At 65.9% G+C, this 26448-nt stretch carries 24 protein-coding genes; 12 read left to right on the top strand and 12 right to left on the bottom strand.

Features of this window, described 5'->3' with window-relative positions; translation table 11 throughout:
- Positions 1-21 precede the first annotated feature (21 nt).
- A complete protein-coding gene (locus APT59_RS12240; RefSeq protein WP_082696343.1) occupies positions 22-1101 on the bottom strand; it encodes a 4-oxalomesaconate tautomerase in 1080 nt (359 codons plus the stop codon).
- A 146-nt stretch (positions 1102-1247) separates the two neighbouring features.
- Here APT59_RS12240 and APT59_RS12245 point away from each other — a divergent pair, with 146 nt between their 5' ends.
- The 5 genes from APT59_RS12245 to APT59_RS12265 all read left to right on the top strand — a co-directional run bounded on the left by APT59_RS12245 (position 1248) and on the right by APT59_RS12265 (position 6196).
- Positions 1248-2147 (top strand): LysR family transcriptional regulator, encoded by a 900-nt coding sequence (locus APT59_RS12245; protein WP_059315095.1) that lies wholly within the window; start codon positions 1248-1250, stop codon positions 2145-2147.
- 120 nt (positions 2148-2267) lie between these two features.
- Positions 2268-3209: a hypothetical protein gene (locus APT59_RS12250; RefSeq protein ID WP_059315096.1), complete on the top strand. Its 942-nt coding sequence runs from the start codon at positions 2268-2270 to the stop codon at positions 3207-3209.
- The gene (locus APT59_RS12255) at positions 3202-5265 is read left to right on the top strand and encodes a cbb3-type cytochrome c oxidase subunit I (protein WP_082696344.1); all 2064 of its coding nucleotides are present in this window, start codon (positions 3202-3204) and stop codon (positions 5263-5265) included. Before APT59_RS12250 ends, APT59_RS12255 begins: the two co-directional genes overlap by 8 nt.
- Positions 5262-5891: a cytochrome c oxidase subunit 3 gene (locus APT59_RS12260; protein ID WP_059315097.1), complete on the top strand. Its 630-nt coding sequence runs from the start codon at positions 5262-5264 to the stop codon at positions 5889-5891. The genes APT59_RS12255 and APT59_RS12260 overlap by 4 nt, the downstream gene beginning before the upstream one ends.
- Positions 5888-6196, top strand: coding sequence for a cytochrome o ubiquinol oxidase subunit IV (locus APT59_RS12265; RefSeq protein WP_059315098.1), 309 nt, complete (start codon positions 5888-5890; stop codon positions 6194-6196). Before APT59_RS12260 ends, APT59_RS12265 begins: the two co-directional genes overlap by 4 nt.
- Before the next feature lie 53 nt (positions 6197-6249).
- Here the strand turns inward: APT59_RS12265 and APT59_RS12270 are convergent, their stop codons facing one another.
- Together APT59_RS12270 and APT59_RS12275 are read right to left on the bottom strand one after the other, a co-directional pair.
- Complete coding sequence (locus tag APT59_RS12270) at positions 6250-7545, bottom strand: PQQ-dependent sugar dehydrogenase (protein WP_059315099.1); 1296 nt, start codon at positions 7543-7545, stop codon at positions 6250-6252.
- Complete coding sequence (locus tag APT59_RS12275; protein WP_059315100.1) at positions 7542-7970, bottom strand: DUF2231 domain-containing protein; 429 nt, start codon at positions 7968-7970, stop codon at positions 7542-7544. The genes APT59_RS12270 and APT59_RS12275 overlap by 4 nt, the downstream gene beginning before the upstream one ends.
- 263 nt (positions 7971-8233) lie before the next feature.
- On the opposite strand from APT59_RS12275, the gene APT59_RS12280 reads away from it, so the two are divergent.
- A complete protein-coding gene (locus APT59_RS12280) occupies positions 8234-9358 on the top strand; it encodes an MFS transporter (protein WP_059315101.1) in 1125 nt (374 codons plus the stop codon).
- A gap of 47 nt (positions 9359-9405) precedes the next feature.
- Here the strand turns inward: APT59_RS12280 and APT59_RS12285 are convergent, their stop codons facing one another.
- The 8 genes from APT59_RS12285 to APT59_RS12320 all read right to left on the bottom strand — a co-directional run bounded on the left by APT59_RS12285 (position 9406) and on the right by APT59_RS12320 (position 20072).
- Positions 9406-10731 carry a M20/M25/M40 family metallo-hydrolase gene (locus APT59_RS12285; RefSeq protein ID WP_059315102.1) on the bottom strand — a complete coding sequence of 442 codons (1326 nt, stop codon included), beginning with the start codon at positions 10729-10731 and terminating at the stop codon, positions 9406-9408.
- 149 nt (positions 10732-10880) lie between these two features.
- A complete protein-coding gene (locus tag APT59_RS12290; RefSeq protein WP_059315103.1) occupies positions 10881-12962 on the bottom strand; it encodes a 3-hydroxyacyl-CoA dehydrogenase NAD-binding domain-containing protein in 2082 nt (693 codons plus the stop codon).
- Positions 12963-12980: 18 nt separating this feature from the next.
- The gene (locus tag APT59_RS12295) at positions 12981-14231 is read right to left on the bottom strand and encodes an OprD family porin (RefSeq protein WP_059315104.1); all 1251 of its coding nucleotides are present in this window, start codon (positions 14229-14231) and stop codon (positions 12981-12983) included.
- A gap of 64 nt (positions 14232-14295) precedes the next feature.
- Positions 14296-15294 (bottom strand): ABC transporter substrate-binding protein, encoded by a 999-nt coding sequence (locus tag APT59_RS12300; RefSeq protein ID WP_059315105.1) that lies wholly within the window; start codon positions 15292-15294, stop codon positions 14296-14298.
- A 42-nt stretch (positions 15295-15336) separates the two neighbouring features.
- Positions 15337-16104, bottom strand: a complete 768-nt coding sequence (locus tag APT59_RS12305; protein WP_059315106.1) for an ABC transporter permease — start codon at positions 16102-16104, stop codon at positions 15337-15339.
- Between the two features lie 26 nt (positions 16105-16130).
- The gene (locus tag APT59_RS12310) at positions 16131-16958 is read right to left on the bottom strand and encodes an ABC transporter ATP-binding protein (protein WP_017641234.1); all 828 of its coding nucleotides are present in this window, start codon (positions 16956-16958) and stop codon (positions 16131-16133) included.
- A 217-nt stretch (positions 16959-17175) separates the two neighbouring features.
- Complete coding sequence (locus APT59_RS12315) at positions 17176-19263, bottom strand: acetate--CoA ligase family protein (protein ID WP_059315107.1); 2088 nt, start codon at positions 19261-19263, stop codon at positions 17176-17178.
- The gene (locus tag APT59_RS12320) at positions 19260-20072 is read right to left on the bottom strand and encodes an enoyl-CoA hydratase/isomerase family protein (protein ID WP_059315108.1); all 813 of its coding nucleotides are present in this window, start codon (positions 20070-20072) and stop codon (positions 19260-19262) included. Before APT59_RS12320 ends, APT59_RS12315 begins: the two co-directional genes overlap by 4 nt.
- A gap of 84 nt (positions 20073-20156) precedes the next feature.
- On the opposite strand from APT59_RS12320, the gene APT59_RS12325 reads away from it, so the two are divergent.
- The 3 genes from APT59_RS12325 (at position 20157) to APT59_RS12330 (ending at position 22506) form a co-directional block, all read left to right on the top strand.
- The gene (locus APT59_RS12325) at positions 20157-20990 is read left to right on the top strand and encodes an IclR family transcriptional regulator (RefSeq protein ID WP_059315109.1); all 834 of its coding nucleotides are present in this window, start codon (positions 20157-20159) and stop codon (positions 20988-20990) included.
- 84 nt (positions 20991-21074) lie between these two features.
- On the top strand, positions 21075-21515 hold the full coding sequence (locus tag APT59_RS22445) for a hypothetical protein (RefSeq protein WP_156428954.1): 441 nt from the start codon (positions 21075-21077) through the stop codon (positions 21513-21515).
- 367 nt (positions 21516-21882) lie between these two features.
- Positions 21883-22506 (top strand): VOC family protein, encoded by a 624-nt coding sequence (locus APT59_RS12330; protein ID WP_059315110.1) that lies wholly within the window; start codon positions 21883-21885, stop codon positions 22504-22506.
- A 54-nt stretch (positions 22507-22560) separates the two neighbouring features.
- On the opposite strand, the gene APT59_RS12335 is transcribed toward APT59_RS12330, so the two are convergent.
- On the bottom strand, positions 22561-23487 hold the full coding sequence (locus APT59_RS12335; protein ID WP_059315111.1) for a LysR family transcriptional regulator: 927 nt from the start codon (positions 23485-23487) through the stop codon (positions 22561-22563).
- Positions 23488-23647: 160 nt separating this feature from the next.
- Between APT59_RS12335 and APT59_RS12340 the strand changes: the two genes are divergently transcribed.
- The 3 genes from APT59_RS12340 to APT59_RS12350 are packed head-to-tail and all read left to right on the top strand — an operon-like array spanning position 23648 to position 26399.
- Positions 23648-24997, top strand: coding sequence for a cation:dicarboxylate symporter family transporter (locus APT59_RS12340; protein WP_059315112.1), 1350 nt, complete (start codon positions 23648-23650; stop codon positions 24995-24997).
- A gap of 12 nt (positions 24998-25009) precedes the next feature.
- Entirely contained in the window at positions 25010-25570 is a 561-nt protein-coding gene (locus tag APT59_RS12345) for a carboxymuconolactone decarboxylase family protein (protein WP_059315113.1), read from the top strand.
- 10 nt (positions 25571-25580) lie between these two features.
- Positions 25581-26399, top strand: a complete 819-nt coding sequence (locus APT59_RS12350; protein WP_059315114.1) for an SDR family NAD(P)-dependent oxidoreductase — start codon at positions 25581-25583, stop codon at positions 26397-26399.
- Positions 26400-26448 lie beyond the last annotated feature (49 nt).

Below are 26448 nucleotides of genomic sequence, written 5' to 3' on the forward strand. Positions count from 1 at the left end.
TGGTGGTTGGGGGATATCGCGTTAGCCGGCGAGCCTCCGCGCGACGGGCGCGTAGACATGGCCGGCGAACAGGCGGCGCGCGGTCCGGACGACCGAGGCCTGGATGGTAGTGCCGTCAGCGCCGCCGCGCGACAGCACCACGTCGATACCGCCGCTGGGATGCTCCAGGCGAACGTCGGTGAGGGTTTCGGCGCCGGCTCCGAGCAGCGCCATCACCACCGTTTCCGGGGTGACGCAGGCGGTGGCCAGGCCGATGGAGCCGGTGATGGCCAGCGCCCGGTGGCAGCTGTGCGGCATGAAGTAGCGGACCTGCAGGGTGCCGCTGTGCTGAGGCAGGGAAATCAGCACCGGCTTGGGGATCACCTTGCCGCTGACATCGCCCAGGCCCATGGCCCGGCCGGCCTGCAGCCGCAGGGCTTCCAGCCGCGCCAGCAGCCCGGTGTCGGCGTCCAGCTCGGCCGGGCGCTCGCTGCCGGTCACACCCAGGTGGCGGGCGTCGACGATCATCATCGGCATGGCCATATCGATGCAGGTCACCGGCACCCCGTCGAAGACATCGGTGGCCTGGCCCGTGGGAAACAGCTTGCCGGTCTTGCTGCCCACGGCGTCGAGAAAGGTCAGTTGGACCGGTGCCGCGGTGCCGGGCACGCCGTCGATGGCGGTATCGCCTTCGTAGCGCACCACGCCGCCGGGCGTGTGCACCAGGGCGTCGACGAAGCTGTCGGTGTTGAGGTTGCGGATACGCACCAGGGTCTTGCCGTCTCTGGCGGCGACCAGGCCCTGCTCCACGGCGAAAGGACCCACGGCGCAGAGCATGTTGCCGCAGTTAGGCGCGGTATCGACACGGCGGTCGGCGACCATCACCTGAACGAAGAGGTAATCCACGTCGGCATCGGCATGGCTGGACGGGCTGATGATGGCGACCTTGCTGGTCTGGGGACTGCCACCCCCGATGCCGTCGATTTCCAGCTCGTGGCCGGCGCCCATGAGGTCGATCAGCATCTCGTCGCGTAGCGCGGGATCGCTGGGCAGGTCGCTGGCGTGGAAGAAGGGCCCCTTGGAGGTGCCACCGCGCATGAGAACGCAGGGAATACGTTGCATGACTGCTGTCTCTTGTTGATCAATAGCGTTTATTGATGTTCTAGGGGCAAGATTGGCAGCCGCAGATAAATCTATCCAATGCAAATATCGTCGCTATTATTCCACTTGGATAATCAATAAAGCCGGATTCGAGAGACAGGTAATTCATGGACTACGAGCTGCAAGACATTCGATCTTTCGTGAAGATCGCCGAACTGGGCAGCTTCCATGAAGCGGCCGATGCCCTGCACCTGTCGCAGCCAGCCCTGAGTCGGCGCATCAAGAAGCTGGAAGACGGTCTGGGCACGCCCCTGCTCGAACGCACCACTCGTCGCGTCGGCCTCACCAGTGTCGGACGGGATTTCCTGCCCAAGGCGCGCCGGCTGCTGGATGATTTCGAAGATTCCATCCTCAGCATCCGCGAACTGGCCGAACGCCAGACCGGCCAGGTCACCCTGGCCTGCATCCCCACCGCGGCCTTCTACTTCCTGCCCTCGGTGATCCGCCAATACAACGCGCAATACCCCAAGATCCGCATCCGCCTACTGGACCTCAGTGCCAACGATGGTCTGGAAGCCGTGCTGCGTGGCGAGGCGGACTTCGGCATCAACATGCTCAGCGGCCAGCACCCGGACATCGAGTTCGTGCCTCTGGTGCAGGAGCAGTTCGTGCTGGCCTGCCGGCGCGACCACGAACTGGCCGGGCGCCCGTCGATCAGCTGGGGCGAACTGGTCGAGCACCGGCTGATCGGCGTAGGTCGCCTGAGCGGCAACCGGGTGCTACTCGACCATGCCCTCTCCGCCCGTGGCATCCGTCCCAAGTGGTTCTATGAGGTACAGCACCTGTCCACCTCCCTGGGCATGGTGGAAGCCGGGCTGGGCGTCTCGGCCATGCCCAGCCTGGCCATGCCAGCCGCCGACCACCCGACGCTGGTCAGCGTGCCCCTTACCGATCCGGAGGTAACCCGGACCCTGGGCCTGGTGTCCCGGCGCGGCGCCTCCCTGTCCCCCGCCGCGGAAAAATTCGTCGCCATCCTGCTTGGCCAGTGGAAGACCGAACAGCCCTAGCGCGGGTCCTGTATGCCATCGCGTCCCGAGCCGAGGCGGCCAAGCGCCAGTATCCAGTGAACGCCGCCCCTGATCGGATGGTCTGTTGGCTGCAATAACTGGTTACGGTCGAGTCCGCTCATGTCCCTCGCGCGATTACCGCGTCCCGCTCTGCGCCTGCCGACCCTCAAGGGTGGGCAGCCCCTGCCATTCCGGTTGGCTGCCACTCTGGTCGTGGCCACCCTGCTGGCCGGCTGCTCGCCCCTCCAGCATGGTTTCCTCGTGCCCGCAGGGCTCGCCGCCAGTGGCGAGCGGGACCTGCTGCAGTGGATCGTCGGCCTGGCGCTGGTGGTAGTGCTGCCGGTGATCCTGCTGACCCCGCTCATCGTCTGGCGCTATCGCCACGGCAACGATCGCGCTGCCTACCGGCCGCGCTGGGAGTTCTCCTGGCTGCTGGACATCTTCGCCTGGGGCGTGCCGGCGCTGATCGTGGTAGCCCTGGCCTTCCTGGTCTGGACCCGGACCCATAGCCTGGACCCCTATCGCTCGCCAACGCCCAGCGTGGCGCCGCTGGAGGTCCAGGTGATCGGCCTGGACTGGAAGTGGCTGTTCCTCTACCCCGAGCAGGGCATCGCCAGTGTCAACGAACTGGTCCTGCCGGCGGGCCGTCCGGTACAGCTCAAGCTCACCAGCGATACGGTGATGCAGTCGCTGCTGTTGCCGCGCCTGGGCGGCCAGATCTATGCCATGGCCGGCATGCAGACGCAGCGCTATCTGCAGATTCCCGCGCCCGGCCAGTTCGAGGGACGCAATGCTCAGTACAGCGGTAAGGGCTTCCAGGACCAGCACTTCCCGATCCGGGTGTTGGGCGAGGCCGACTTTCAAGCCTGGATCCAAAGGGTGGGTCAGGCTCGCGAGGCGCTGGACTGCGCTCATTACCAGGTGCTGGCCCGCCCCGGCACCCTGGAGCAGGCCGCCGAGCTGCGCCTGACCCAACCCGCTCTCTTCGCCTGGGTGCTGGCGCGCTATCGCCAGGATCCGGTACCCGCCTGCGACACCTTCACCGGAGCCGCCCATGACTGACTCCTCGGCCCTCTGGCACCTGCTGTTCGGCCGCCTGGGCTACGACGCCCTGCCCTTCTACAGCTTGGTCGCCACCTGCGGCGCCAGCGTGGTGATCCTCGGCGCCCTCGCCACGGCCGGGGTGATCACCTGGCTCGGCAAATGGCGCTATCTCTGGCAGGAGTGGTTCACCAGCCTGGACCACAAGCGCATCGGCATCATGTATGTGGTGCTGGCCCTGGCGATGTTCAGCCGTGGCGTGGTGGAAGGGGTGATGATGCGCACCCAGCAGGCCCTGGCCATCGACGCGCCGGGCTATCTGCCGCCGGAACACTTCGGGCAGCTGTTCAGCACCCATGGCACCATCATGGTGTTCTTCGTCGCCATGCCCTTCCTGACGGGGCTGATCAACTTCGTCATGCCGCTGCAGATCGGCGCCCGCGACGTGCGCTTTCCGCTGCTCAATGCCATCAGCCTCTGGCTGACGGTAGCCGGCGCGGCGCTGGTGATGGTCTCACTGGTGCTGGGGCGCTTCTCCACTGGCGGCTGGAGCGGCTACCCGCCCTATACCGGCATCGAATACCAGCCCGGCGTCGGCCCGGACTACTGGATCTGGGCGCTGACCCTTAGCTCCCTGGGCAGCACCCTCACCGGCCTCAACTTCGCGGTGACTCTCTACAAGGAGCGGGCGCCGGGCATGCGCCTGTTCCACATGTCGCTGTTCAGCTGGACGGCGCTGTGCACCAGCATCCTGATGATCTTCGCCATGCCGCCGCTGACCGTGGCCACCCTGCTGCTGGCCCTGGACCGCTACCTGGACTTCCACTTCTTCACCAATACCCAGGGCGGCAACCTGATGAATTACATCAACCTGTTCTGGCTGTTCGGCCACCCGGAGGTGTACATCCTCATCCTGCCGGCCTTCGGGGTGTTTTCCGAGGTCTTCGCCACCTTTTCCACCAAGCGTCTCTATGGCTATCACTCGCTGGTCTGGGCCACCCTGGTGATCGCCGTGTTGTCCTTTACCGTCTGGCTGCACCACTTCTTCACCATGGGCCAGAGCCCCAGGATCAACGCCGCCTTCGGCATCGCCACCATGCTCATCGGCATTCCCACCGGGGTGAAGATCTACGACTGGATGGCAACCATGTTCCGCGGTCGCATCCGCCTGACCACGCCGCTGATCTACGCGGTGATGTTCATCATGCTGTTCGTGATCGGCGGCCTCACCGGCATCACCCTGGCCACACCGCCGGTGGACTACCAGGTGCACAACACCGTCTACCTGGTCGCCCACTTCCACAACATGCTGATCCCGGGAATGCTGTTCGGCATGCTGGCCGGCTACCACTTCTGGTTTCCCAAGGCCTTCGGCTTCCGCCTCGACGAACGCTGGGGCCGCATCGCCGCGCTGAATTTCGGCCTGGGCTTCATCCTCGCCTTCATGCCCCTGTATGTGCTGGGCGTCTCCGGTCTGCCGCGGCGCAGCCAAGCCATCCACAACCCCGATTTCGCCCCGCTGCTGTGGGTCGCCGAACTCGGCGCGGTGGTGCTGCTGGCCGCCCTGGGCAGCCTGGTGATTCAGCTGGTGGTGAGCATTCGTCGCCGCGACAGTGCGCGGGTGCCGGCGGGTGATCCCTGGAACGGCCGCACCCTGGAATGGGCGGTCGCCGCGCCGCCGCCGGAGTACAACTTCGCCGTGCCGCTGCCGATCAACGACCGGGATCCCTTCACCTGGCTCAAGGAACAAGGCCTGGCCTACGACCGGCCGCGGACCTATGCCGATCTGGTGCTTCCCAAGAACAGTGCCGTCCCGGCCATCGTCGGCGCGGCGGGCTTCGCCTGTGCCTTCGGCCTGGTGTGGCACATCGGCTGGATGGCCGTACTGGGGCTGCTGGTGGCCTGGGGGGCGGTCATCGCCCGCAGCTTCCAGCGCGATACCGAGCGACTGATCTCGGCGGCGGACGTTCGGCGCGAACATGAAGCCTGGCTGGATGAGGTCGCCGCGACCCGCCCGGTCACGCGCGACGAGGAAACCAGCCCGGGCAATCGTGGCCTGGCGGAGATGGGGCCATGAGTTCGCGTGACATGAACCACGCTGGTCTCAACGTCGGCGCCACCGATCACGCGACCCACGCCGAGGCTGAGTACTCGCTGTTCGGTTTCTGGATTTTCCTGATGAGCGACGCCCTGGTGTTCGCGCTGCTGTTCGCCATCTATGCGACGCTGCAGCACGCCACCGCCGGGGGGCCAGTCGCTCGCGACGTCTTCGAACTGGGCAGCGTGACCCTGCAGACCCTGGTGCTGCTGGCCAGCAGCTTCACCTATGGCCTCGCCTCGCTGGCGATGAAATACCACGAGGGCCGCCTGCGTCCCCTGGTGACCTGGCTGCTGGTGACCCTGGCGCTGGGCCTGGTCTTTCTCGGCCTGGAGCTGCACGACTTCCTGGGTATGGCGGACAAAGGTGCCCTGCCCCAGCGCAGTGCCTTCCTGTCGGCGTTCTTCGCCCTGGTGGGCATGCACGGGGTGCACGTCGCCTGTGGCTGCCTGTGGCTGGTGGTGATGCTGGTGCAACTGAGGGTGTTCGGCCTGGATACGTCCGTGAAGACCCGGCTGATGCGCCTGGGGCTGTTCTGGCACTTTCTCGATATCGTCTGGGTCGCCATCCTGTCGGTGGTCTACCTGCAGGGGCTGTTGCCATGAAGCGTGACGACTATCGCCGCGAATTGGCGAGCTATGTGACTGGCCTGACGCTGGCCGTGCTGTTGAGCCTGATACCCATCGCCCTCATCCAGTTTCCCAGCCTGCCGCGCGGAACCACCCTTGGCGTCATCTTTGGCCTGGGCTTGCTGCAGATCCTGGTGCACCTGCGTTGCTTCCTGCATATCAGCCTGGGTCGTTCGCACCGCCACGACCTCTATCTGCTGCTGTTCACCAGCCTGATCCTGGTGCTGATGGTGGTGGGCAGCCTGGTGGTGCTGGGGGATCTGCATCACCGCATGGGTTGAGCGCAGTTGCCGCCCCTCCAGGGGCGGCAACGCGATCGTCTCTCGGCAGGGCCTTACTGGGTGCGAGTCACGCGCCAGATGGTGTTGGCCAGGTCGTCGGCGATGATGACGCCACCCCGCTGATCCACCGCCACCCCGACCGGTCGGCCACGGGTCTTGCCGTCTTCGCCATAGAAGCCGGTGGCGAAATCGACAGGCTCGCCGGCGGGACGGCCATCCTTGAAGGGCACGAACACCACCCGGTAACCCACCGGCTTGTCGCGGTTCCAGCTGCCGTGTTCGCCAACGAAGACACCGTCGGTGAACTGCCCGCCCACCGCCGCGGTGGAAAAGCTCAGGCCCAGGGCGGCAACGTGAGAGCCCAGGCTGTAATCGGGCTTGATGGCCGCCGCCACCTTGGCTGGATCCTGCGGCTTGACCCGCGGATCGGCGTTCTGGCCCCAGTAGCTGTAAGGCCAGCCATAGAAGCCGCCCTCACGAATCGAGGTCAGGTAGTCGGGCACCAGGTCCGGGCCGAGTTCGTCACGCTCGTTGGCCACTGCCCAGAGCTGGCCGTTGCCGGGCTGCATGGCCAGCGCCGTGGGATTGCGCACCCCGGTGGCATAGGCCTTGTGGGCGCCACTCTCGGCATCGATCTGCCAGATCTCCGCGCGATTCACCTCGACGTCCAGGCCACGTTCGCCGACGTTGCTGTTGGAGCCGATGCCGACATAGAGGTAGCGGCCATCAGGACTCGCGGCGAGCGACTTGGTCCAGTGGTGATTGATCGCCGCCGGCAGGTCCACCACCTTGGTCGGCGCGGCACCGGCCTGGGTCTGGCCGTCCTGGTAGGGAAAGCTCACCAGGGCATCCTGGTTGGCCACATAGATGCGGCCATTCGCGAAGGCCAGGCCGTAGGGGGCGTTGAGATTCTCCGCGAATACCGTCTTGAGTTCGTAGGTGCCGTCGCCGTCGGCGTCGCGCAGCAGGGTCAGGCGATTGCCACCCTTCACCTGGGTGTTGCCCTTGGCCTTGATGTAGCCGGCGATGACGTCCTTGGGCTTGAGCTTGGGCGCATTGCCGCCCCGGCCTTCGGCTACCAGGATGTCGCCGTTGGGCAGCACCAGCATCTGCCGGGGAATGCGCAGGTCGGTGGCGATGGCGGTGATCTTGTAGCCTTGGGGAACGGCAGGCGTGCGGTCGCCCCAGGCCGCCGGCTCGGCGATCTTCATGCTCGGCAGGAGGCCGCGCTGGGGTTCAGGCAGCTTGGGATCGGGACCTCGGGCCTGGGTATCGGCGCCACCCTCGCCACCGCACGCGGCGAGCAACATGGCCAGACTGAGGGCGCTCAGGGCTCTTGGCGTGCTCATCGGGTCACCTCCGAACGCAGATTGGACAGGCCGATCCAGGCAGCCGCCAGGCTCAGCACCGTGACGACCACCGAGAGGATCAGCCCGTTAGGCATCACCGCCCAGGCATCCTTGGCGTGTTCGAAGGCATTGACCAGCCCGAGCACCCAGGCCAGCAACAGCAGGAGGAAGTAGATCGCCGGCCGGCCACCCTTGCGTTCGGCGCGGATCAGATTGACCAGCGCGAACAGCAGCGCCAGCCCCGACAGCAGCAGGGCGCCAGCGATCAGCCAGGCCGCGAAGTTGGCCCACTGGATGTGATAGGTCTGGTAATAGGCGATATCGCTGAGCAGACCGCCGATAAACAGCGGCACAGAGCCGCCCAACAGCAGCGCATGCAGCGGGCCGGGCCGGACGGGATGGTAATGATGGGCAGCTACGGTCACTGACGACTCCTTTTCATGACGGGACGCCGTGGGCCGAATGGCCACCACGACGGGAAGGACGCACTGAAAAGGATTGCTGGCGCGCGAGGTTAGTTCAGCCGTATCGCTTGGCGGACACCTCTTGAAAAAGAAGAGATAATGACAGGCTCGTTGCAGCCGCAGCGTCTACCAGGCGCCTGCGCGGACGGGCCGTCCCTGCAATCCGCTGTCCAGCCGCCGACCATCGGGCTGGATGTCACCTCGTCTACAGGAATTCCTCGCGCATGACCTCTTCCCGGTCCGTCGACCAGGCCTCCCGGCGCGCGGCCATCGCCCTCGCCTTCTGCCTGCCCAGCGACGTGCTGCTCTACCTCGTCCTGCCCATGTACGCCTCGGTCTTCGGCATCACCCTGATCGAAGCCGGCATCCTGCTGGCCGCCAACCGGGTGATCCGCATCGTCGGCTATCGCTACGTGGTGCAGCTCTATGCCCGTTTCGGCGATCGGCGCAGCCTGGTGGTGGCCGCCGCGGTGGCCGCGCTCTGCGCCCTGGGCAATGCCAACCTCTCGGGCTTCTGGGCGTTGCTGGGACTCCGCCTGGCCTGGGGCCTGAGTTTCGCCACCTTCAACCTGTCTACCCAGGTGCTGGCCACCGCCGATCCGGCCGGTGCTGCCCGGCGCACCGGTACGTCCCGGTCGCTGATCGCCATCGGTCCCATGCTCGCCCTATCCGCGGGTGCCTGGCTCACCCTGCAATACGGGCCGCGCGCGGTGCTGCTGCTCTGCAGCGGCCTCTGCCTGATCGGCCTGCTGCTGGCGCTGGGGCTGCCCAGCGCCGGGCACCAGTTACCGGCACCCGGGCGCCGCCTGCGCTGGCCGGATCGCATCGTCACCTGGTCCTTCATCGAAGGAGTGACCCTGGACGGTCTGTTCATCTTTGGCCTGTCGGCCTTTTCCCAGGCGGTGCTGGGCGGCGACGCGGTGCTGGTGGCCGGGCTGCTGATGGCGCTGCGTTATGTGTCCGACATGCTGCTCAGCCCGCTCGGCGGCCGGGCGGCGGATCGCTATGGCGCAGCGCCCATGCTGGTGGCCTGCTCGACGTTGACGGCGCTATCGCTGACCGCCTTCGGCTTCCATTGGCTGATCCTCGGCGCCGGCGGGGTGCTCATCCTGCGCGCCCTGCAGATCCCCCTGGTGGTGACCCTGGTCGCCACCCGCCATCCGGGTCAGGCACGGCTACCGGCGCTAGCGTCCAACGCCATGTGGCGCGACGTGGGTGCCAGCGTGGGGCCGCTGCTGGCGGGCGTGCTCATCCCGCTGGTGCCTTCGACCCTGCTGTACCCGCTGTCCGGCCTGGCCATCCTGGTCAGCTCCCTGGCGTGCCTGAAATTGAAACCGGCTTCCGAGTAGCTATCCCCACCCTGGCGTCTATTGCGGACGCCAGGGTCTGCCTGCCGCTACTTGCCGTGGGCCTGCAGCACCGGCTCGCTGACGCCCTTGACGCCCACCAGGGTCAGGCTGGTCAGCAGCACGTTCTGCGGGCCCTGGTAGGCGTCCACCGGCTTGTACCACTCCGCCAGCGAGTGGGCACTGCCGCCCTCCCCGCCGCCGCTGATGGTCATGGCCGGCACACCCAGGGACATGGCGGTGTTGGAGTCGGTGCTGCCACCGCTCAAGGTGACCTTGGCGCCATTGGTTACCGCCGCGATGGAGCGCTGCGCCGTCTGTACCATGGGCGAATCCTCCGCCGTGCCACCGGCTGGACGATCACCGATCAGCTTGATGTCGACCGAGATCTGATCGGTGTCCCAGCGCTTGTTCTCCTCCTTCACCGCGTCCTGCACCAGGGCCAGGATCTCCTTCTCTTCGGCCAGCAGCGCGGCCTCCTCGTTGGATCTCATGTCCAGGGTCAGGCGCGCTTCGCCGGCGATGGCGTTGACCGAGGTGCCGCCCTGCACCGTGCCCACGGTAAAGGTGGTCTTGGGCTCCTTGGGCGGACGCACCTCGGCGATCTTGGCAATGGCGCGACCCATGGCGTGGATGGCGCTGGGTCGACCGAATTCGGCGAAGCTGTGGCCACCCGGGCCCTTGAAGGTCATCTCGTAGCGGTGGCTGCCGGTGCCGCGATTGACGATCCGCCGCACGTCGATGCCGTCCACCGAGATGAAGCCATCAATGCCCTGGCGATCCTTGAACAGGGCCTTCACCCCGCGCAGGTTGCCCAGCTCCTCCTCGCCCACGGTGCCGACGAACACCAGATCACCCACCGTCTCGATGCCGCTCTTGTTCAGGGCGTCGATCACCGACAGCAGCGCCGCCAGGCCCCGGGCGTCATCGCCGATACCGGGGCCGTAGGTCTTGCCGTCCTTTTCCTTGAGGGTCAGGTCGGTGCCCTCGGGGAACACCGTATCCAGGTGCGCCGAGACCACCAGCTGCGGACCCTGGCCGCTGCCCTTGCGGGTGGCGATCACATAGCCTTCCGGGGCGATGCTGGCGTCCTTCAGGCCCAGCTCCTGGAAACGCTTGAGGTAATACTCGGCGCGCACCTTTTCCTTGAACGGCGGCGAGGGAATCTGGGCGATGTGCTTCTGTTCCGTGAAGGTGCGACCATCATCGGCGCGCAGCGCGTCCAGCGCCTTGGTGACCCGGGCATCGCCCTGCACCGAGGACAGGGCGCCCTCGACGGTGGGTGCCGCAGCCAGGGGTAGCGACAGGGTGGCGGTCGCCGCCGTAATAATCATTGCGGAAAAGCGATTGGCCAAAGCCGAACGAGCAAAAGACATCTGACACTCCCATTGCCTGAATTGGTATTCCGATCGGGCGAAATCGTCTGACGAATACACCCTTGCCTGACCCTAGGGGTGCGCGAACGAAAGGTCAAAGAACGGGGCGCTATCGGATATGTAGCGTCGCTCAGGGTGCTGCTTTCGACTCATAGGTCCAGAAATGTCCGGCCTTCGGCCGCCAGCTGCCTGAGCCGCGGCGAGATTCGCGTCCCGCGCTCGGCCAGGGCGGCGGACCAGCCTTCCAGGGTGGTGACGATCCGCTCCAGCCCACACTCGTCGGCGTGGTACAGCAGCCCGCCGCGATAGCGCGGAAAGCCGTAGCCGTGCAGCCAGACCAGATCGATGTCCACTGCTTGCTCGACGATGCCCTCCTCCAGCAGCCAGGCCGCCTCGTTGATCATCACGAACAGGCAGCGTTCGAGGATCTCCGTATCACTGTAGCTGCGTGGGGTGACGCCCCGGCGCTCACGGTGGGCGGCGAGCAGCTCTGCGACCAGGGGATCCGCCTGGCCCCGGCGCTGACCCGGTTCATAGCGGTAGTAGCCGGCGCCGGACTTCTGGCCAAGACGACCGAGGGCGTGCAGCTGCTCGATCAGGTCGCAGGCCCGCTCGGCAGGGCTGAGGGATTCACCCCGCCCCTGGCGATTGCGCCAGGCGATGTCGATCCCGGCCAGGTCACGCAGCTCGAAGGGACCCATGGGAAAGCCGAATTCACGCAGCACCTGGTCGACCTGTTCGGGGGCGGCGCCCTCTTCCACCAGCAGGGTCGCCTCGCGCTCACGCACCGCGAGCAGGCGATTGCCGACGAAGCCATGGCAGTTGCCCACCGCCACCGTGGTCTTGCCCAGACGCTCGCCCAGTTGCAGGGTACTGGCCAGGACGGCGGGCGCGACCGCGCGGGTCCGAACCACCTCCAGGAGCGTCATCACCTGGGCCGGGCTGAAGAAGTGCATGCCGATCACCGCCTCCGGTCGGCCGGTCACTCCGGCGATGGCATCGATGTCGAGATAGGAGGTGTTGGTGGCCAGGATGGCGCCGGGCTTGGCCAAGCGATCGAGCTGGCGAAAGACCTCCTGCTTGACCGCCAGATCCTCGAACACCGCCTCGATGATCAGATCGGCGTCGGCTACCGCGTCCAGGGTCGCTTCACAGCGGATCAGGGCGGCGCGCGCGTTGGCCTGATCGGCCGTCAGGCGGCCCTTGGCCAGGGCCCCGGAGAAATAGCTGTCGATAGTGGCGCGGCCTCGCTCCAAGGCCTGGGGCTGGGTATCGATCAGGACGGTGGCCAAGCCGGCGTTGGCCAGGCAAAGGGCGATACCGCTGCCCATCAGCCCCGCGCCGATCACCGCCACCTGCCGCAACGCTACGGGAGGCGCCGCCTTGGCCAGGGCGCGGTTACGACCCGCCAGGGCGCGCTCGGCGAAGAACACATGGCGCAGGGCTCGGGCCTGGGCGGACTCGCGCCGGGCAACGAACAGCTCACGCTCGCGCTGCAGGGCGGCGGACAGCGGCAGCTGCCAGGCACCGCACAAGGCATCCAGCGCCAGCACGGGTGCCTCCTGGCCCGGCAGCTTGCGCAGCAAGGTATGCGCCTGGACCTCGAAGGCGTCGGGGTCGAACGGAGATACCGTCTGCGCCGCCGTCGGCCGTGGCGACAAGGGGGGATGTTCACGCAGAAAGCCCTGGGCCAGGGCCAGCGGCGCACCCTCGCCCAGACCATCGATCAGCCCCGCGCCAAGCGCCGCGCTGGCATCCAGGCGCGTGCCGCCCACGATCATGTCCAGCGCCAGGGGTGCGCCAACCAGGCGCGGCAGGCGCTGGGTGCCGCCCGCGCCCGGGATCAAGCCCAGGCTGACTTCCGGCAAGGCGAAGGTGGTGCCGGTCGCCGCGACCCGGTAATGACAGGCCAATGCCAGTTCCAGCCCACCGCCCAATACCGTGCCATGCAGCGCGGCGAGCACCGGCTTGGGCGAGGCTTCGAGGGCCGCCAGCACCTCCGGCAGATGGGGCTCCTGCAGCGGCAGGTCGAATTCGCGGATGTCGGCGCCGGCGACGAAGGTCCGTCCGGCGCAGGTGATCACCAGGGTCTGGATCCCGTCATCGGCCAAGCCCTCCTGCAGCCGTGCCAGGAGCCCCGCACGCACCTCGCGGGACAGGGCATTGACCGGTGGATGGTCCAGGGTGATGACGCCCAGGGCGTCGATCCGTTGCAGGGTTACGGTGGTCATATGAGGTCTCCCGAAGGGTCAGAGCAGCGACAGCGGATAGCTGGCGATGACGCGGACGTCATTGGCGTCCCGCGAGAAATCGGAACGGTAGGTGGCGCTGCGCAGGCGCAGGTTCAGGCCCTTGAGCGAGCCGCCCTGCAGCACGTATTGCAGCTCCACATCCAGTTCTCGCTCGCCGCCGGACGCGCCTCCGCGCAGTTCGGCCTGGCTGCCGCGTACGAAGCGCGTCATGAAGTTCAGGCCAGGAATACCCAGTCGACCCAGGTCGTAGTCGTAGCGTGCCTGCCAGGAACGCTCATTGGTCTCGGCGAAGTCGCCCACCTGGACGAAGTTGACCAGATAGGGATCGGTGCCATTGACGTAGGGAAAGGCCGTTGAGCCCGACATCTTCTGATAGCCCAGGCCCAGGGAGTGGCCGGCGCGCTTGTAGGTACCCAGGGCGCTGAAGGCGCGGTTGTCGATCCGCCCGCCGCGGGCGCTGCCCTCGTCGTCGCTGTCGAACAGCCGCACCTCGGTGAGGAAGGCGCCCCAGTCGCCCTTGCGGCGGTCGGTCAGGCCGAGAAAGCGCTGGCGATAGACATCCTCCAGTACGGCGTACTGGGCGCTTACATCGGTGGTGGTGCCGAAGCGATAGAGGGCGCCGACGACATTGAAATCTCCCCCTTCCAGGGAACCGCTGAAACGGCGATTCTTGTTGTTCAGCGAAAGGCCGTCGGCCCCGGAGCTGTCGCGATAAACCGTGCGCTGGATGTTGGCGCCGGTCAGGGTCAGACCCTTGATCTCCTTGAATTCGAACTGGCTGCCCTCGAAGGTCTGGGGCAGCAGGCGGCCATTGTTGGTGACCAGGGTCGGCCAGCGCGGTAGCAGGGTGCCGATCCGCAACTCACTCTTGGAGAGGCGCGCCTTGAAGGTCGCCCCGGCCTTGGCGTACTCGCCGGGTGCGCGGCCCTCGTCGTCTACCGGCAGCAGACCGGTGCCGGTGCGGCCACGGCCTGAATCGAGCTTCAACCCCACCAGGCCCAGGGCGTCCAGGCCGAAGCCAAGGGCGCCCTGGGTAAAGCCGGATTCGTACTTGAGGATGAACCCCTGGCCCCACTCCTCGCGCTTGGACTGGCCGCCGCCGTCGCGAAAGTCGCGATTCATATAGAAGTTGCGCAGCTCCAGGGTGGCCTTGCTGTCTTCGAGGAAACCCTCGGCATAGGTGAGGGGCGACAGCAGGGCAATACCCAGCCCTGCCGCCAGGATCGGCTTGTCATGATGCCTGTGCATAGGAGGTCTCTACCGAACCCTGGCCACCCACGGCGCGCCAGGGGGATGGAAGGAAGCGCGCGGGTCAGCGCACCTGCGTCAGGTAATCGCCGGCGGTACCGGGGATTTGGGTGTTCTGGATCTGACCCAGGAAAGTGATGGCGCGCTGGACGTCTTCATCGGTGAGATAGGGCGTCGCGGGGAAGGACTTGCGGTTGTTCTTCCAGGCGGCGGCATAGACCTCGTCGTTGACACCCTCGAAGCGGGTGCGCACGGCCTTGGCGGCCTCGTCCGGATGCTGGCTGATCAGCTGGGTGGCATCACTGAGCGCGGCGAGAAAGGCCTTGACCGTGTCCGGGTGCTCTTGCGACCACTCGCGGCGAGCGCTCAGGGCGATGGAAGGATAGCCGTCCAGGGCCTTCACCTGGCCCTCGGACATGTCCAGCAGGGTGAAGCCCTTCTGCTCGATCACCGCGCTGTCCGACGCCGGCGACGACAGCGCGAAGCCGTCGATGCGGCCCTGGGCGAAGGCGGCCAGCATGGCGCCGCCGTTGTTCAGGTACAGCAGGGTGAAGTCCTTCTCCGACTGCAGCTTGGCTTCCTGGCCGAGGAAGCGCACCAGGAAGTCGGCGCTGCCGCCAGTACCGCTGACCGCCAGGCGCAGCCCCTTGAAGGCGGCCAGGCGCTGCTCGACGGTGGAGTTGGCGTTCAGCCCCAGGCGGTCGGCCACCTCCTGGCGGATCACCACGTTGCTCGCATACTGGCCGACCATGCGCCCCAGCAGGGTCACGTCGGCGCCCTTCACCTTGGCGTTGATGGCGTTCTGGATGGCGCAGGAACAGAACTCCACCGAGCGGCTGACCAGCCCGGAGGCGGCGGCGCCGCCACCCTTGAACTTGACCAGGCTGACGTCCAGCCCGTGCTTCTTGAACAGCCCGGCATCCAGCGCCACGAACAGCGGCATGTGCACGAAACCTTCGGTACCTATGGCCACCTTGACCGCTTCATCGGCCTGCACGGCGGGGGTAGCGGTGAGCAGCGCGGCACTCAGGCCGAGGGCGGAAAACAGACGCTTGAACGACATGGCAAAGACCTCTCTTCTTCTTGTAATGGGTAGTAGGGGCGATCAGATCGAGAGTTCGCGGGCGTCCTGTTCCTTCTTCCAGGGCATCAGCGCGGTTTCCAGCTTGCGCACCGCCGCCTGCAGCAGCAGCGCCAGGAAGATGATCGCCAGCAGCGCGGCGAAGACCCCGGCGGTGTCCAGCTGGCCGGCGGCGTCCTGCAGCAGGTAGCCCAGGCCCCGGTTGGCCGCCATGATCTCGCCGACGATGGCACCGATCAGCGCATAGGGCACCGACAGCTTGAGCCCGGTGAACACCCACTGGATGGCCGAGGGCAGCACCACCTTGCCGATCAGGTGATGTTCCTTGGCGCCCATCAGCCGCAGGATCTCCAACTGCTCGCGCTCCACGGCGCGCACGCCGCTGTAGGTGTTGAGGAACACCAGGAAGAACACGATGGTGGCGGTCAGGATGATCTTCATCTCGATGCCGATGCCGAACCACATGATGAACAGCGGCGCCAGGGCCACCTTGGGCAGGCTGTAGATGGAGATCAGGATGGGGTCGAGCAGCTTGGCCAGGGTCTCGTTGCGGCCCAGCAGCAGGCCGACACTGATCCCGGCGCAGGCGCCGCAGAAGAAGCCGGCCAGGGTCTCGACGACGGTGATCCAGCCATGGGCGAACAGCCGGCCGCTGGAGACCAGCTCGACGAAGCGGCCGCCGATCTCGCTGGGCGAGCTGACGAAGAAGGGATCCACCAGCGGTCCCGAGGCGAACTGCCAGGACAGCAGGATGACGGCAAAGATGGCGACGCGGCCGAGAAAGATGTTCATAGCAGGATTCTCCAGGGGTGGGCCGCTCAGGCGTCTTGGCTCGGGGTGATGAATTCCCAGAGATCACCGCAGAGCTGGTGATACCGCGGGTCCTTGCGCAGCTGCAGGATGTTGCGTTCGTCGCCCAGGGGGATGGGCACGTCGCGGACGATGGTGCCGGGGCGACCGGAGAAGATCAGGCAGCGATCGCCCAGGGCCACCGCCTCGTCCAGGTCGTGGGTAACGAACAGCACGGTCTTCTTCAGCTGGCGACTGAGCTTGAATAACTCGGTCTGCATGCGCATGCGCAGCTGGGCATCGAGCGCCGCGAAGGGCTCGTCCATCAGCAGGGTCTCGGGATCGTAGGCCAGCAGCCGGGCCAGGGCGGCACGCTTGCGCATGCCCCCGGATAGCTGGCTGGGATAGGCCTTCTCGTGCCCTTCCAGGCCGACCAGGGCCAGCAGGTCGCGGATGCGTGCCTGGCGTTCGGCCTTGCCTACGCCACGGATCTCCAGGGGCACGGCGATGTTGCCGGCCACGTCGCGCCAGGGCAGCAGGTGATCGCTCTGGGTCATGTAGCCGGTGCGGCCGTTGATGCCCTTCACCGGCTGGCCACCGTAGAGCACCTGGCCTTCAGTGGGGGCGAACAGGCCGGCCACCATGTTGAGCAGGGTCGACTTGCCGCAGCCGGAAGGACCGACGATGGTCACCACCTGGCCTTGCTGGATGTCGACAGTAATGCTGTGCGAAGCCTGTTTCGCCACGCCCTTGACGGTAAAGGCCTTGGCGACGTTGCGAAAGGAAATCACGGTGGGCGCCGGGGCGATGCCACCGATCGGCTCGCGAGGGCTGGCGTTCTTCAGTACGGCGGACATGGCATTACTCCCGGTTCGAGGACGTGGCGTCGGGTTCAGGACTCATGAACGACGCGACGGCGCCTGACGGTAGGAATGCACACCATGGGAAGTTGATCTGGAAGCTGTTCATAGTGACCTACTTATTGTTATGAGTCAGAAATGAAGCGTTCTTGGATTATGCAAGGGTGAACCTGAGCGGCAATGGCGCTGTTCTACCCTGTGGAACAGTGACGCTTCAGCTCAGCACCGTCAGACCGTCGAGGGCGACCACGCCCTGCCCTTGCGGCCTGACCAGCAGCGGATTGATTTCGGCTTCCTGCAGGCGCTCGCCCAGACGCAGGGCCATGTCGGAGAACGCCACGATGCAATGCGCCGCCGCATCGACGTCGGCCTTGGGTCGGCCGCGATAGCCGTCCAGCAAGGGGTAGGTACGCAATTCGGCGAGCATTTCCCGGGCATCCTCCAGGGTCACCGGCAGCAGGCGCAGCGTGGTGTCCTGGAACAGTTCGGCCGTCACCCCGCCCATGCCGAGCAGCAGCGCCGGGCCCAGTTGCGGATCACGGGTGAAACCGAGGATCAGCTCCTCGCCGCCGCTGACCATTTCCTGCACCAGGAAGGCCTCGGGTTCGAAGCCGACCTGGGTGGTCACCTCGTCGCGCATGCGCTCCAGACGCGCACCGATCCCGTCGGGTCGCTGGCGCAGGGCCACGCCGCCCACCTCGCTCTTGTGCGGGATGCGCGCCGAGAGCACCTTGAGTACCACCTCGCCACCCAGTTCGCGAGCCGCCGCTTCGGCCTGACGCGCGTCACCCACTACCCGCTCGCGGGTGACCGGAATGCCAAAGGTCTCGTAGAGCTGCTTGCTGCGCGCCTCGTCCAGTGGACCCGGTTGCAGACCGGGCAAGGTGACCCCTGCCGTATCCGCGACGGTACCGACCTGGGTCTGCCGCTGGCGAGCGAAGCTGCCCTGCAGGGCCAGGGCCTTGAGGGCACCGGCACAGCTTTCAGGGGCACTGAAGGCTACGCCGCCCGAGCCGTTGATACGCTGCGCCGCTGCCGGCGCATGGGGACTGATATAGGCCAGGACCGGCTTGGTCGAATGGGCCAGGCTGTCACGGATGGCATCGGCCATCAGGTGCGGCTGGGCCACGCCGGAAGAGCCCACCACGCTGATCACCGCGTCGTAGTCGGGGCTGTCCAGCAGGATGCTGATGGCGCCGCGCATCACCTCGGGTTGCAGGCCCGCCAGGGTCAGGTCGATGGGGTTGCGGTCGAGCACCGCCTGGTCGCCGACGTCCAGGGCCCGCAGCCGCGCCGCCGTCTCCGCGCCGGGCGGCGGGGTCTGGTAGCCGTTGACGCCCAGATTGTCGGCGATCAGGGTGCCGGCGCCACCGGTGGAGGTGAGGATGGCCACCCGGGTGCCCTGCATCACCCGGCCACTGGCCAGGGCGAAGGGAATGTCCAGCAGGTCGGCGAAGGTCTCCGCGCGGATCACCCCAAGCTGACGGAAATAAGCCGAATAGAGATCGTCCGAGCCGGCCAGGGCGCCAGTATGGGAGGCCGCGGCGCTGGCGCCGGCTTCCGAACGGCCGACCTTGAACACCACCACCGGCTTGCCGGCGGCGCGGGCCCGGCCCACGGCGCGGGTGAACCTGGCGGTGTCGCGCAGCCCTTCGAGGTAGAGGGCGATCACCGCGGTCGCCGGATCGTCAGCCAGGTGGTCGACGAAGTCGGCGACATCCAGATCCACCTCGTTGCTGGTGGAGATCAGCTTGGAAAAGCCGATGCCGGCCGCCACGCCGCGAGAGAGCAAGGCGCCAAGGATGCCGCCGCTCTGGGAGACCAGGGCCACCTTGCCCGGCAGCAGGGCGTCCATGTCCAGGGCGCCACTGGCGGACAGGGTGATGCGCTCGCTGACGTTGACCAGGCCGATGGTATTGGGGCCGAGGATACGCATGCCGCCGCGCGCGGCCTGGAGTTCCGCCTGGCGGCGGATGCCGCTCTCCCCCGTTTCGCCATAGCCGCCGGCCAGCACGATGGCCGCCGCACAGCCCAGCGCCGCCAGTTCGGCCACCGCCTGATTGGCGCGTTCGGCACCCAGCAGGATGACGGCCACGTCCGGCACCTCGGGCAACTCGGCGATGGAGGGATAGCAACGCAGGCCGTCGATCTCCTCGTAGCGCGGATTGACCGGGTAGAGGCGTCCTTGGAAACCATGCTTGCGCAGGAAGGCGATGGGTCGGCCGGAGGTCTTGCGGGCGTCGCCCGAGGCGCCGATAACGGCGACGCTGGCCGGGCTGAGCAGACGGTCGAGGGCGCTCATCGCTGGCCACCCGTGCTCTTGCGCGCCAGGAAGGCGGCGACCGACTCCTGATGCTCGCTGGAGGTGTAGCAGATACCCTGGGCCTGGCTGCCCATGGCCGAGATCTGGCCCTGGGTCAGCTCGAAGGTATTGTTGAGGATCGACTTGCTCAGGCCCAGTGCCGTGGCGGAACCGGCGGACAGTTGCAGCGCCCAGTCCTGGGCCGCTGGCAGCAAGGCGTCGTGGGGCACCACCCGGTCGATCATGTTGATGCGCTCGGCTTCGCCCGGCGCGACGGTACGACCGGTGAAGATCAATTCCTTGGCCCGGCTCAGGCCGACCCGCCGTGGCAGGAAATAAAGGCCACCGCCGTCAGGGATGAGGCCTCGGGCGATGTAGCTCATAGCGAAGGACGCCTGCTCGGACGCGATGATGAAGTCGCAGCTCAATGCCATGTCGCAGCCCAGCCCGGTGGCGGCGCCGTTGACCGCGGCGATGGTCGGCTTGGGCAGGTTGTGCAGCAGCGAAACGGCGTGGTGAACCCGTTGCTGGCGCTTCCAGCCGTTGAAGGCCACCGAACCGGCCGGCGCACTCATGCGCGCCTGCATGCCCTTGATGTCGCCACCGGCGCAGAAGCCCTTGCCGGTACCGGTCAGGATCAGCGCCTTGATCTCGCTGTCGGCGGCGATACGCTCCAGGTGCTCGATCAGCAGCGTTCGCATGTCGTCACTGATGGCGTTGCGCGCTTCAGGACGGTTGAGCGTCAGGGTGGCGATGCCCTGGGTCACCGTCAGCTCGATGGGGGTCGACGATTCGGGAGCTGTCGTCATGGGAGGCCTCTCTCTTATTCTTGGGTTGATTGGCTGCCCGGATCTGCGCCAGGCTTGAAATCAATCTGCGCGAGGAGACCTGTCATGACAACGCAGCCATTCCACCAGGTGGAACACGCCATCGCCGAGCCGAACGCCGCCGACATGCCTGGCCAGGGCAAGGCGCCGGCCAACCGCTCGCTGGAGCGTGGCCTGGATGTCCTGCGGGCCTTTCGTCCGGGCACCGAATACCTCACCAATGGTGACCTCAGCGACCTCCTCGGCCTGGCCAAGTCCACCGTCAGCCGCCTGACCCAGACCCTGGTGCGCACCGGCTTTCTGGACTACGACGGCGGCCGCAGCGCCTATCGCCTGGCGCCGACCTTTCTCGGCCTGGCCCATGCCATGCACCAGGGCAGCAGCCTCTTGCAGGCCGCCTCGCCGCTGATGATCAAGGTGGCGCGGGAACACCAGGTCAACGTAAGCCTGGCGGCGGCGGACCGCGACGAGATGATCTACCTGGAGTCGATTCGCCTGAGTCAACGCAAGACCCCGCGCAACGTCCTGGTCGGCCAGCGCCTACCGATGGACATCACCTCCCTGGGTCGCGCCTGCCTCGCCGGCCTGGGCGAAGCCCAGCGCGAGACGCTGATCGCCACCTTCTGCGCCCGCCGCTGCGAGGCACGCCGGGCGCCGCTGGAACAGGAGATCCGCGCCGCCATCGCCAGCGTCCGCAGCAAGGGCTACTGCCTGGCTGCCTGGCAACCCGAAGTGGTCGCCATCGCCACCCCCCTCGGCCTCCCCGGCTACCGCACCCATGCCCTCAACATCAGCCTGGCCACCCCGCTGTCGGAAGCGGAGATCGAGGAACGCTATGCCGGGGTGCTGCTGGAATTGGCCAGGGAGATCAGGGCGGCCTGTGGGGTGGTGGCTGGATGACGGCCATTTCCTTGAAGAACTATGATGGCCGGCATAGCCAGCCATCTATTAAAGCCAGTTACTAGGGTATAAAACTTGGGCCATTTGAAAACTACAATTTTAGCTCTGCTTTGTTCTACACCCTTCTTAATCCATGCTACTGAACAGTCACCTGACATAAGAGACAGCGTCGAGGCTCGGCTCCTCGACTGTATCAAATCAAATTTTTCCAAAAGCTGCTGGCTGCAAACCTTCCAGGGAAAGATAGTTCCATGGTTAAAAGAAAAAGAAAAGCCAGTATTGATCGAAGGAGAGAAACATTGGCAAAACTGGCTTGACGGAAGGAAAGTCTTTGGTGTGTATAAAGTCGAAGCCGTAGAAAAAGCACAAATATTTGACTCGAGATCCTATATTGTAGAAAGGGATGATGGAGAAGTAGCCGGCCTAATTGTTGGCTTCAGAAGAGCCACTGGCAACTGGTACGTAAGTGATCTCAAAAGCGATAACACAAAGGCGTTCCTCGATAAGATAATATCTACCCCCTGATTCAGCAACATGATTGGCTCCGCTACACCAGTCATGTCTTACTGACGAACACCCATTTGCGTTATGCAAAACTAAAAAATTATTGCACTGCTGTTTCAAACCACTGATCTTGCAATGCCACGACCTCTCTACCAACTCAGGCAGCAGTGCAAAATGGTCCTCTACGCCTTCAACAGAAGGCTCACCGCTACATCTATTAAAAGGCGAGTTAAAGGAAGGTGATGTTGCGATAGCCATGGGCGATCCCGAGGGCGTATGAAGTGGCAGGTTAAGCCATCCCAACCTTTGTGCGTTGAAGTTCTTAGCAGACTACGAGCGCTACACTTAATACCCGACATCGAATCTTTCCATATGAGGAGTCGCGCTTATGAGAGCTTCCAGCCTGGATCATCTGGTCGTCGTGGCCCCGACGCTTGCCGCAGGCGCGCTGTACGTCGAAGAACGACTCGGGGTAGCGATGCAGCCAGGCGGCAAGCATCCGCGCATGGGTACCCATAACCTCTTGCTGCGCCTGGGCGACTGCTATCTGGAGGTCATCGCCCCGGACCCCGACGCTCCGGCGCCGACCAGACCCCGATGGTTTGGCCTGGATGATCTGGAGCCTCGGACTGCCCCCTGCCTGGCGCACTGGGTCGCGCGGACCCAGCGGCTGGATCGCACGGACGCTAGCCTCACGCAGACCTTCGGCACCATCGAATCGATGAGCAGAGGCACGCTATCCTGGCAGATATCGATCCACGCCGATGGGCACTTGCCGCTGGGAGGGATGCTACCCAGCCTGATCGACTGGGGCGACGCCCAGCCTCCCGCCCTGCACCTGATCGACAGGGGCTGTCGGTTACAGCGGCTGGAGATCGCCCATCCCGATCCCGCTTCGATAAGGCAGCAGCTGGACGCCATCGGATTCTCCGGTCCGATAGCGTGTATGGCCGCTGCGCACCCTGGCTTGCTGGCTTGTATCGAGACGCCCAACGGACTCAAGACCCTTTGATGTGCGGCCAGCCTTTAGTCATGGCGAGCAAGGCACCTTGGCCACCCAGCCTGCTCAATGGCCAAGCCAGTGGGCCGCTTCTTTCCAGGGCCCCACGGTGACCAGCTCCTCCAGGGTTTCCAGCACGATCTTTTCCCAGCTCAGGGCCAGGCGGCTGCTGCGGCGTTCCTTGAGCCGCGCCAGGGCCACCGTCGAGCGGATGCCTGGTCGCTCGATCTCGTGGCCGACCAGTTCGCCGCGGTCGATGTCCTGCTGCACGGCGGCGTGGGCGAGGATCGAATAGCCCTGCCCTGCGGCGACCAGCTTCTTGGTCAGGCCGACACTGTCCACCTCCAGGATCACGTTCAGGCGCACCGTGTTCTGCGCTGCCACCTGCTCCACCAGGCGTCTGTTGCTGTGCGGCAGCCCGGGCAGGATCAGCGGCACCTCGCCCAGCGCCGACAGCCGCTGCGAGCGACTGGCTTCGCCCGGCGGCCCTACCAGCACCATCCGCTCGCTGAACAGCGGCCGCACCTCGAAGGCTTCCAGCAACGGCTGGTTGTAGACCACGGCCACCTCGATGCGCCCCTGCAGCAGCCACTCCTGCAGCGAGGTGCTCAAGCCCTCCAGGGCATGCAGTGAGGCCTTGGGCCAACGCTGACGAAACTTCTGGATCAACTGGGGACCGACCAGCGAACCGATCGCCGGTGGCAGGCCTACCGCCAGGTGGCCCCGCTCCTCCTCGGCACTGCTGCGCACATGGTCGGCGGTTTCCTCCAGATACCGCAGCATCACCTCGGCACGCTCTACCAGCCGTGCTCCCGCGGCGGTCAGTTCCACCCCCTTGCCGTGGCGGGTGAAAAGCTCGACCCCCAGTTGCTCTTCGAGCTTGGCGATCTGCCGGCTGAGCGCGGGTTGAGCGACATAGAGTTCTCGCGCAGCGCGGCTGAAGCCGCCGCACTGAGCGACTTTGACGAAGGAGCGAAGCTCGCGAATATCCATGGCAACCCCATGCTTTCAAAGCATAGCTTTTGATGAAAATAAGGTTTTTGTCCACCTAAAGCGACTTATCTATGCTCGCATCAAATAGCTCGTAGGGGGAATTGGCTATCCCTACAGGCCAATCACAAGAACAACGACGCCCGCAGGGCGAGGACACGCCATGACTCTGTTGAAGAAACTGCACGTGCAGGTGCTGATCGCTCTGGTCGCCGCCATCATCGTCGGCTTCGCCGCCCCGGGTTGGGCGGTCGCGATGAAGCCGCTGGGCCAGGCATTCATTGCCCTCCTGAAGATGATGCTCGCCCCCATCGTCTTCGTGACCCTGGTCCACGGCCTCACCCATGTCCAGGACATGCGCAAGCTGGGTCGCCTGGGGATGAAGTCCCTGGCGTACTTCGAGGTGGTCAGCACCGTCGCCATGCTGGTCGGCTTCGTCCTGGTCAATCTCGTGCAGCCCGGCAACGGCCTGCACGCCACCAACCTCGCCGAATCCACCGCTGCCATCAAGGCGACGTCGAGCGCGGGCGAGATCTCGGTAACCGGCTATCTGCTCAGCCTCATCCCGCACACCCTGGTCGATGCCTTCGCCAAGGGCGACATCATCCAGGTGCTGCTCATCTCGCTGCTGGCGGGCATCGCCATCAACCGCACCTGTGGCCCCGAATCCATCGCGGTACGCGCCCTCGACGAAGCCCAGACCATCCTGTTCAAGATGCTCGGCTTCATCATGAAGCTCGCGCCGCTGGGCGCCTTCGGAGCCATGGCCGCCGCCATCGGCAGTTACGGCGGCGCCACCCTGCTCTATCTGCTCAAGCTGATCGCGGTCTACTACGCCGCCTCGCTGTTCTTCGTCTTCGGCGTGCTGGGCAGCATCAGCTGGTCGATCGGCCTGCCGTTCATGGCGGTGTTGCGCCTGATCCGCGACGAGATCCTGCTGGTGTTCGGCACCGCCTCCGGCGAGGTGGCCTTCCCGCGCCTGATCGAGAAACTCAAGCGCAGCGGCTGTGACGAGGTGGTGGTGGGCTTCGTGCTGCCGGCCGGTTACAGCTTCAACCTGGATGGCACCGCCATCTACATGGCCATCGCCGTTGGCTTCATCGCCCAGGCCACCGACACCCCCTTCTCGCTCTGGCAGCAACTGGGTTTGCTCGCGGTCCTGAGCATCACCTCCAAGGGCGGCACCACGGTGGCTGGCGGCGCCTTCATCAAGCTGGCGGCCACCCTGCAGTCGGTGCACGTCCTGCCACTGAGCGGTCTGGGCCTGCTGTTCGGCATCGATCGCATCATGGCCACCGCCACGGCCTTGACCAACATCGTCGGCAACACCGTCGCGGTGTTCGCCATCGCCCGCTGGGAGGGCAGCTTCGACCGTGACGCCTTCACCCGCGCCACGGGCAAAACGCCCGGCCGCAGCCTGCTGCGCCCCTCCGCCGCGGCTATCCGAGAAGCCCAGGCAGAAGCTCAGGCCGAAGCCGTCGCTACCTCCTCCTCTTCCACCCTGCGCTCCTGACAGGACACCACCATGCATCGTCTCGCCCCCGTCGACCCGCAGCACCTCAACGCCGCGCAACAGGAGATCTACGACCGCATCGCCAGCGGTCCCCGTAAAGGCGTCCGCGGCCCCCTGGCCATCTGGCTGCACCGCCCGGAACTGGCGGCCTGCGCCCAGGCCCTGGGCCGCTACTGCCGCTACGACAGCTGCCTGGAACCGCGTCTGTCCGAGCTGGCCATCCTGCTGCTCGGCCGCCACTGGCTCGCCGAATACGAATGGGCCGCGCACAAACCCTTCGCCCTGGAGGCCGGGCTGGATCCAGACGTCATCGAGGCAATCCGCCTTGGCGAGGAGCCCGCATTCCAGCGTCGCGATGAGCATCTCGTTTACCGCTTCGTTCGCGAGCTGCACGAGCAGCGCCAGGTGGGCGATGACCTCTACCAGGCCTTCGTCGCCGAGCTGGGCAACGACGCGGCGGTCGACTTGGTCGGCATCGCCGGCTACTACACGCTGATTTCCATGACCATCAAGGTGTTCGAGGTTCCGCCACCCGTCGGCGTCGCCCCCGAATTGCCCGCCACCCTTGCCTGAGGAACCTTTTATGACCGACCAACTTCCCCGCAGTGACCGCCTCCAGGGCAAGGTCGCCATCGTCACCGGTGCCGGTTGCGTCGCCGCCGGCTGGGGCAACGGCCGAGCGGTGGCCACCCTCTTCGCCCTGGCCGGCGCCAAGGTGTTTGCCGTGGACCGCGACCTCGGCGCGCTCGAAGAAACCCTGGCGCGCATTCGCGAAGCCGGTGGCGAGGTGACCCCTCATGCCTGCGACGTCACCGACAGCGACGCGGTGGCGGCCATGGTAGAGGCCTGTCAGGCCACCTATGGCCAGGTCGACATCCTGGTCAACAACGTCGGCGGTTCGGCCGCCGGCGGTGCCGTCGCCCTGGCCGAGGAGCGCTTCGATGCCCAGATCGCCCTTAATCTCAAGAGCGTCTACCTGACCTGCAAGCACGTCCTGCCACTGATGGAAGCCCAGGGCAGCGGCGCCATCGTCAACACCGCTTCCACCTCGGGCATTCGCTGGACCGGCTCGGCCCAGGTGGCCTATGCCGCCAGCAAGGCCGGCGTGATTCAGCTTTCACGGGTGACGGCGGTGGAATACGCGCCCAAGGGCATCCGGGTGAACACCGTGGTGCCCGGCCAGTTGCACACGCCTATGGTCGAAGCGCGCCTGGCCGGCCAGCGTACCGGCGGCGACGTCAGCAAGCTGCTCGATACGCGCCTGGCGCGCATCCCCCTGGGCTTCATGGGTGATGGCCGCGATACCGCTTTCGCCGCGCTGTACCTGGCCAGCGACGAGGCGCGCTTCGTCACCGGGACCGAGATCGTGGTCGACGGCGGCATGACCGCGCGCTGCGACTAGTTCGCCCAGGGCGGCGCCGGCCGCCCGGTTCTTTCTTTTCCAACCCTGG

It is taken from the genome of Pseudomonas oryzihabitans (genome assembly GCF_001518815.1).
Taxonomy (GTDB): domain Bacteria; phylum Pseudomonadota; class Gammaproteobacteria; order Pseudomonadales; family Pseudomonadaceae; genus Chryseomonas; species Chryseomonas oryzihabitans_E.

Coding starts and splice junctions, on each gene's coding strand:
- APT59_RS12250 (WP_059315096.1), top strand. CDS start 2,268: ATGTCCCTCGCGCGATTACCGCGTCCCGCTCTGCGCCTGCCGACCCTC.
- APT59_RS12290 (WP_059315103.1), bottom strand. CDS start 12,962: ATGACCACCGTAACCCTGCAACGGATCGACGCCCTGGGCGTCATCACC.
- APT59_RS12335 (WP_059315111.1), bottom strand. CDS start 23,487: ATGGATATTCGCGAGCTTCGCTCCTTCGTCAAAGTCGCTCAGTGCGGC.
- APT59_RS12240 (WP_082696343.1), bottom strand. CDS start 1,101: ATGCAACGTATTCCCTGCGTTCTCATGCGCGGTGGCACCTCCAAGGGG.
- APT59_RS12340 (WP_059315112.1), top strand. CDS start 23,648: ATGACTCTGTTGAAGAAACTGCACGTGCAGGTGCTGATCGCTCTGGTC.
- APT59_RS12265 (WP_059315098.1), top strand. CDS start 5,888: ATGAAGCGTGACGACTATCGCCGCGAATTGGCGAGCTATGTGACTGGC.
- APT59_RS12315 (WP_059315107.1), bottom strand. CDS start 19,263: ATGAGCGCCCTCGACCGTCTGCTCAGCCCGGCCAGCGTCGCCGTTATC.
- APT59_RS12285 (WP_059315102.1), bottom strand. CDS start 10,731: ATGTCTTTTGCTCGTTCGGCTTTGGCCAATCGCTTTTCCGCAATGATT.
- APT59_RS12345 (WP_059315113.1), top strand. CDS start 25,010: ATGCATCGTCTCGCCCCCGTCGACCCGCAGCACCTCAACGCCGCGCAA.
- APT59_RS12320 (WP_059315108.1), bottom strand. CDS start 20,072: ATGACGACAGCTCCCGAATCGTCGACCCCCATCGAGCTGACGGTGACC.
- APT59_RS12305 (WP_059315106.1), bottom strand. CDS start 16,104: ATGAACATCTTTCTCGGCCGCGTCGCCATCTTTGCCGTCATCCTGCTG.
- APT59_RS12280 (WP_059315101.1), top strand. CDS start 8,234: ATGACCTCTTCCCGGTCCGTCGACCAGGCCTCCCGGCGCGCGGCCATC.
- APT59_RS12295 (WP_059315104.1), bottom strand. CDS start 14,231: ATGCACAGGCATCATGACAAGCCGATCCTGGCGGCAGGGCTGGGTATT.
- APT59_RS12330 (WP_059315110.1), top strand. CDS start 21,883: ATGAGAGCTTCCAGCCTGGATCATCTGGTCGTCGTGGCCCCGACGCTT.
- APT59_RS12300 (WP_059315105.1), bottom strand. CDS start 15,294: ATGTCGTTCAAGCGTCTGTTTTCCGCCCTCGGCCTGAGTGCCGCGCTG.
- APT59_RS12325 (WP_059315109.1), top strand. CDS start 20,157: ATGACAACGCAGCCATTCCACCAGGTGGAACACGCCATCGCCGAGCCG.
- APT59_RS12310 (WP_017641234.1), bottom strand. CDS start 16,958: ATGTCCGCCGTACTGAAGAACGCCAGCCCTCGCGAGCCGATCGGTGGC.
- APT59_RS12245 (WP_059315095.1), top strand. CDS start 1,248: ATGGACTACGAGCTGCAAGACATTCGATCTTTCGTGAAGATCGCCGAA.
- APT59_RS12255 (WP_082696344.1), top strand. CDS start 3,202: ATGACTGACTCCTCGGCCCTCTGGCACCTGCTGTTCGGCCGCCTGGGC.
- APT59_RS12350 (WP_059315114.1), top strand. CDS start 25,581: ATGACCGACCAACTTCCCCGCAGTGACCGCCTCCAGGGCAAGGTCGCC.
- APT59_RS12270 (WP_059315099.1), bottom strand. CDS start 7,545: ATGAGCACGCCAAGAGCCCTGAGCGCCCTCAGTCTGGCCATGTTGCTC.
- APT59_RS12260 (WP_059315097.1), top strand. CDS start 5,262: ATGAGTTCGCGTGACATGAACCACGCTGGTCTCAACGTCGGCGCCACC.